Source organism: Arthrobacter sp. Hiyo1, assembly GCF_001263615.2.
In the GTDB taxonomy this organism is placed as follows: Bacteria; Actinomycetota; Actinomycetes; order Actinomycetales; family Micrococcaceae; genus Arthrobacter.
On the sequence record NZ_DF952471.1, the window covers coordinates 275717 to 281344 of the forward strand.

General features: G+C 63.0%; 5 protein-coding genes and 1 pseudogene. 4 read left to right on the top strand and 2 right to left on the bottom strand.

Annotated features, from left to right (window positions below; genetic code table 11):
- The coding region (locus tag AHiyo1_RS12830; RefSeq protein ID WP_059388832.1) for an MATE family efflux transporter at positions 1 to 953 on the bottom strand (953 nt) is incomplete at its 3' end.
- A 193-nt stretch (positions 954 to 1146) separates the two neighbouring features.
- Between AHiyo1_RS12830 and AHiyo1_RS12835 the strand changes: the two genes are divergently transcribed.
- Both AHiyo1_RS12835 and AHiyo1_RS12840 read left to right on the top strand, forming a co-directional pair.
- Positions 1147 to 1581, top strand: a complete 435-nt coding sequence (locus AHiyo1_RS12835; protein WP_059388828.1) for a DoxX family protein — start codon at positions 1147 to 1149, stop codon at positions 1579 to 1581.
- A 104-nt stretch (positions 1582 to 1685) separates the two neighbouring features.
- Positions 1686 to 2654 (top strand): acyl-CoA thioesterase, encoded by a 969-nt coding sequence (locus AHiyo1_RS12840; RefSeq protein ID WP_059388829.1) that lies wholly within the window; start codon positions 1686 to 1688, stop codon positions 2652 to 2654.
- A 184-nt stretch (positions 2655 to 2838) separates the two neighbouring features.
- Here AHiyo1_RS12840 and dnaB read toward each other — a convergent pair whose 3' ends face one another.
- Positions 2839 to 4221 (bottom strand): replicative DNA helicase, encoded by a 1383-nt coding sequence (gene dnaB / locus AHiyo1_RS12845; RefSeq protein ID WP_059388830.1) that lies wholly within the window; start codon positions 4219 to 4221, stop codon positions 2839 to 2841.
- A 627-nt stretch (positions 4222 to 4848) separates the two neighbouring features.
- Between dnaB and AHiyo1_RS12850 the strand changes: the two genes are divergently transcribed.
- Positions 4849 to 5328, top strand: a complete 480-nt coding sequence (locus tag AHiyo1_RS12850; protein ID WP_059388831.1) for a hypothetical protein — start codon at positions 4849 to 4851, stop codon at positions 5326 to 5328.
- Positions 5329 to 5331: 3 nt separating this feature from the next.
- Positions 5332 to 5628: pseudogene (locus tag AHiyo1_RS12855) on the top strand (hypothetical protein); the annotation flags it as partial.

The following is a 5628-nucleotide window of genomic DNA, read 5'->3' on the forward strand; positions in this document are numbered from 1 at the left end:
CAGCGGATCATGGTGCGGGTGAGTTCGCGCGCACGCGCCGGATGGGAGGCGCCGAGTTCCTTGCCGATGAGGGCCTGCGCAGCAATCGCCAAGGCGTCCAGGGCGAAGGCGAGGAAGGAGAAAATGGTCATCGCGAGCTGGTGCGCGGCGAGGTTCACGGACCCTTGGGACGTGACCACCAGGACCGTGGCCAGGATAGCCAGGCGCAGGCTGAGGGTGCGGAGCATGAGCCATGAACCCACGGTGGTCATCGTGCGGATTCCGCGCCAATCCGGGCGCAGCGAAACGCCGTGGCGCCGGGCGTTCCGTCCCACTATGGCCAAATAGACGGCGGCCATGGCCCATTGAGCGATGCTGGTGCCGATGGCTGACCCCGCCACGGACAAATGGAGGCCGTAAACCAGGAACCAATTCAGGGCGATGTTGATAGCGAACCCCGCTGTTGCGACCACCAAAGGCGTGCGTGTGTCCTGCAATCCGCGCAACACGCCGGTTCCGGCGAAGATCAGCAGCATGGCGACGAGTCCCGGCATGGACCAACGCAAGTACTCCACACCGTATGCGCGCACCTCGCCGCTCGCTCCAAGCAACCCGACCAGCGGCTCAGCCGCGAAGAAGCCCGCCACTGCGAGGACGGCACCCAGCAGCAACGCCAGCCACACGCCGTCGCGCCCTGCGGCCAGCGCTTTGGCGAGCTTTCCGTGCCCGATGGCCCGCGCCACAGCGGGAGTCGTCGAATATGCCAGAAACACCATAAGTCCGACGGCGGTATACAGCAGGGTGGAGGCCAGCCCCACGCCCGCCAGCTGGGTTACGCCAAGGTGCCCCACAATGGCGGAGTCGGCCAAAAGGAAAAGGGGTTCGGCAATGAGCGCCCCAAAGGCGGGGACAGCCAAGCGCAGGATCTCGCGGGCAGTGGAGGGCGTGGTGGTACGGGTCATTGTCTGGGGCACTTTCCAAGCCTAGCGGGGCGCCGGCATGTAGCTTGGGGAGGGCTTGTGCGGGACCGCCAAGCCGGCCTCGCTGGGTCACGGTTGTTTGACACTTCCAGCAAAGTTCGAAAGGCTTGAGTTGAAGCTTCAACAAATTGGGCCTTGGCCTTGGAGCTTCACGACAGCCAACCGCTACCCGAAACGGTGCAAAAACATGAACCAGTCCACCCTGACCAACACAGCCCTTACTGTCCTGCGCGTCATCGTCGGCTTCATCTTCGCCGCGCATGGCTGGCAGAAATTCAACGAGTTCACCATCGCCGGCACTCAGGCCGCCTTCGGCAAGATGGGCGTCCCCGCCGCCGATGTCGTGGCCCCGATCGTGGCAACCATCGAACTTGTCGGGGGCATTGCCCTCATTGCGGGCGTGCTGACACGCGTCTTCGCCGCCGTCCTTGCGCTGGACATGCTCGGCGCCCTGTTCCTGGTCCACGCTCCGGCCGGCCTGTTTGCGGACAAGGGCGGGTATGAACTCGTCCTGGCCCTCGCTGCCGCAGCCGCGGCTGTGGCCCTGACAGGCGCCGGACGGATCTCCATCGACGCCGCGGTCTTCGGCCGGAGGGGTTCAAAGCTGCGTATTCTCGCCTAGGATCGCGTGCACCACATCGCTGGCGACACCCAGGCCTGTCCGCTTGGGTGTCCCCAGCCCGTCATACAGCGCGCCGGTATCCACGCCGTCGATACACTCACGTCATGAGCGAGCTCCCCTCCCACTCCGTCACCCTGCGGTTCCTTGCTTCCCCCACCGACGTCGGACATAGCGGGTCCGTCGACGCCGGCACAGTCCTTGAGTGGGTGGACAAGGCCGCCTACGCGGCAGCCGTTGGCTGGGCGAAGTCCTATTGCGTCACGGCATATGTGGGCAACATCCATTTCGCCGACCCCGTGAACAGCGGAGACATGGTCGAGGTCGAAGCGACCATCGTCTATACCGGCCGCTCTTCCATGCACATCCGGACCATCGTGTCCTCCGGCGATCCCAAGGGCGGGCCGGCCACGATGCGCAGCCAGTGCCTGGTGATCTTCGTCGCGGTCGGTCCCGACGGGCGCCCGGTTCCAGTCCCCCAGTTCGAGCCTTCGACGCCGGAGGAAATCGAGCAACGCGACAACGCCCTCGCGCGGATTGCCGTGCGGGAAAAGATTGTCGAAGCCATGAACGCGCAGGAATATACCGACGCCGGCACAGCCGAACGCGTTGTCCTCCGCTTCATGGCGGCCCCCACTGACGTCAACTGGGGCGGAAAAGTCCACGGCGGTATTGTCATGAAGTGGATCGATGAGGCCGCCTACGTCTGCGCTTCCCGCTATTGCGGCAAGGACACCGTGGCCGTGTTCTCCGGGGGCGTGCGCTTCTACCGGCCATTGTTGATCGGCGATGTGGTGGAAGTCGAAGCCCGCCTCGTCTACACAGGCCATAAAGGCATGCATATTGCCGTGCACGTTCGCTCCGGGAACCCGAAGAGCAGTGAGATGAATCTCACCACCTACTGCCTCACGGTCATGGTTGCCAGGGACGAAACCGGCACGTCTGTTCCTATACCTCCCTGGGTGCCGGAAACCGACGAGGACCGGCGCCTTCATGCCCATGCCCGCGAACTGCTGGAGATCCGGGGACGGGCTCCCGGAAACCGAAGGCCGGATCATTTGCTTAACGGCCGGTAGGCGTTTCGTCCGGGTCTGGCGCCGCGAAGTTCACGGCGGGAAGATGTCCTCATGGTGCCCGAGGAAAGGGTCGTCCGATGAAGGAGTGGCTCACGGTCACCGCCGAGGATCATGAGTCGTGGCTGGCACTGGCCCGTGAGGCCCTCGACTTCGTAGGGTCTGCGCACCACTAGGCAACCAGCGGCTAGAACCCGCCGCCGCCGGTCTCGCCCGCCATGTTCGCGAAGCGGGAGTAGTGTCCCTGGAAGGCAACCACGATGTCCTTGGTGGGACCATTACGGTGCTTGGCGATGAGGATGTCGGCCTCTCCGGCACGGGGGGATTCCTTGTCGTAGACGTCTTCGCGGTGGAGAAGGATGACCATGTCGGCGTCCTGCTCGATGGAACCCGATTCACGGAGGTCCGAAACCATGGGCCGCTTGTCCTGGCGCTGTTCGGATCCACGGTTGAGCTGCGAGAGCGCGATGACCGGAACCTGGAGCTCCTTGGCCAACAGCTTGAGGGCACGCGAGAACTCGGAGACTTCCTGCTGGCGGGACTCCACCTTCTTGCCGGAGCTCATGAGCTGGAGGTAGTCGAGGATCACCAGTTTGAGGTCGTGCTGCTGCTTCAGGCGACGGCACTTTGCCCTGATTTCCATGAGGGACATATTGGGGCTGTCATCGATGAACAGCGGGGCGTCGTTCATGCGGCCCATGGTGGTGGCGATCTTTGACCACTGCTCGTCCTTGATGGTGCCCTTGCGCAGGTCCTGGAGGCCGATGGTGGCTTCCGCGGACAGCAGGCGCATCGCGATTTCGTTGCGTCCCATTTCCAGGGAGAACATCACGGTGGCGAGGTTGTTCTTGATGGCAGCGGAACGGGCGAAGTCAAGCGCGAACGTGGACTTACCGACGGCGGGGCGCGCGGCGATGACGATCATCTGGCCCGGGTGAAGACCATGGGTGAGCTCATCGAGTTCGTAGAACCCGGTGGGTACGCCCGTCATGCCCTCCCCGCGGTGGCCGGATGCCTCGATCTCATCAACGGTGGATTCCATGACGTCTTTGAGCGCCACGTAGTCTTCCGCAGTGCGGCGTTCGGCCACGGCATAGATCTCGGCCTGGGCTTGGTTGACGAGGTCTTCGACCTCTCCGTCCTGGCCGTACCCCATCTGGACGATCTTGGTGCCGGCATTAACGAGCCGGCGCAGGACGGCGCGCTCAGCAACGATTTCGGCGTAGTAGCCAGCGTTGGCCGCCGTGGGCACGGTCTGGATCAGTTCGTGCAGGTAGGCAGGGCCGCCGATCCGGTTGATCTCGCCGCGCTTGGTGAGCTCATCGGACACGGTGACGGCATCGGCAGGTTCGCCGCGGCCGTAGAGGTCGATGATGGACTCGTAGATCGTCTCGTGGGCGGGACGGTAGAAGTCATGTCCGCGCACAATTTCCACGACGTCGGCGATGGCATCCTTGGACAGCATCATGCCGCCGAGAACTGATTGTTCAGCGGGGATGTCCTGGGGAGGTTTGCGGCTGGCGTCCGAGGTCCGGCCGCCCTCGATCGAATCCAAGTGCGTAACTGACAAAGCCGTCCTCCATTGTGTACCGCGAAGATAACTGTTCCCGGCGGTGCGGTAGGCCAATGTCCCGTGTGGGTTGCTCCGACCGCGCCGTTTATGCCGGCTGGTCCAAACTGTTCCGTAGGGCACCGACAATTTTGGTTTTCCCAAGATTTCCACAACTTATCCACAGACAGGTCCGCAGGCGCGCCGCTTTTCAACGGCACCAAGGTGCCGTCCACAAGAAACAGGGGTTTTCCAAGTACCTAAAGCAGGTACTCAGCCACGTTAGCCCTGCTTTTCCGAGGCACCAAGCCGGACCTGTGGATAAAGTGTGGAATACATACCCCTACTTGTGCACAGTCTGTGCATGACCCTGTGGAAAGAGAAATTCTTTTTCCGGCAAATAGCCCCTGAGCTGGGAAAACGTTCTTCGAGCCATGTGGATCAAAAGTATTTTCCTCCACGGATCATCCACAGGGCGATTCGCTCAATCCAGGCTCCGGTCCCCGCCTGACGGCCGAAAGGGGGATAAATATGCCAAAAATGTGATACTCCCCACAAATCAGCCTGAAATTTGACAGTCGGCTCTCAGAAGCTATGCCAAAGCAGGAATGTGCTGTGGATAACCGCGTTCTGACATAAGCTCTAGGTATGGGTTTCACCATTGGGGATGTACTGCTGGTCGCAATGCCCGTTGTCATCCTTGTGGCCGTGATTTGGGCCCTGACGGCGGCATTCAAGCCACGCAACTCGGGGCTGTCAGACGCCGAACGATATCAACGGGAGCTGGCCGCCCGCTCGGCAGCCCACCAGGCCGCCCAAGTGCAAGCGGCGACGGCAGCGAGGGCCCGCATCGATGCATCCACACGGCCCAGCCAGAATGCGCAGCAACAGTCCCAGCAGGACAGCCAGTCGCGGGCGGCACTGAGGGCTCAAGCCGGGGCTGGCCCGGGAGTCGGCCAGGCCGGCTACAACGGTCCCATCCTCCCCAACGGGCAGTTGAATCCACAGTTCGCCCTGCAGCTGCAGGGCATGGTCCGCAGCGGGCAGAAAATCCAGGCCATCAAGCTCCTGCGCCAGACGACCCACTCGGACTTGTTGACCGCCAAGAACTACATAGATCGGCTTTAGCGCATGTCTTCCCTACTCGTTCCGGTCTTGATCCTGGCGGCCGTCGTCGTCGGCGTGCTGCTGATGAGCCGTGTGCTCGCCCGCCGCTCAGCGGAACTCCGTGGAAATGCGGCCACCCACAAAGCTGCCGTGGATCCCGTCGAGCTGGCCCGCGAGGCCGCCGCGAAGCTCAGCGAGGATCAACACCGGCAGCTGTATTCCCTGATCGCCCAAGGTCAGGCCATGGCGGCCATCAAGCTGTACCTCAGCGCCACCGGAGAGGGCCTGCGCGCCTCACGGGACGCCGTCGGCGCCCTTGCG

Excerpts from the sequence above, each read along its gene's own strand:
- AHiyo1_RS12850 (WP_059388831.1), top strand. The coding sequence starts at position 4,849 with ATGGGTTTCACCATTGGGGATGTACTGCTGGTCGCAATGCCCGTTGTC.
- AHiyo1_RS12840 (WP_059388829.1), top strand. The coding sequence starts at position 1,686 with ATGAGCGAGCTCCCCTCCCACTCCGTCACCCTGCGGTTCCTTGCTTCC.
- AHiyo1_RS12835 (WP_059388828.1), top strand. The coding sequence starts at position 1,147 with ATGAACCAGTCCACCCTGACCAACACAGCCCTTACTGTCCTGCGCGTC.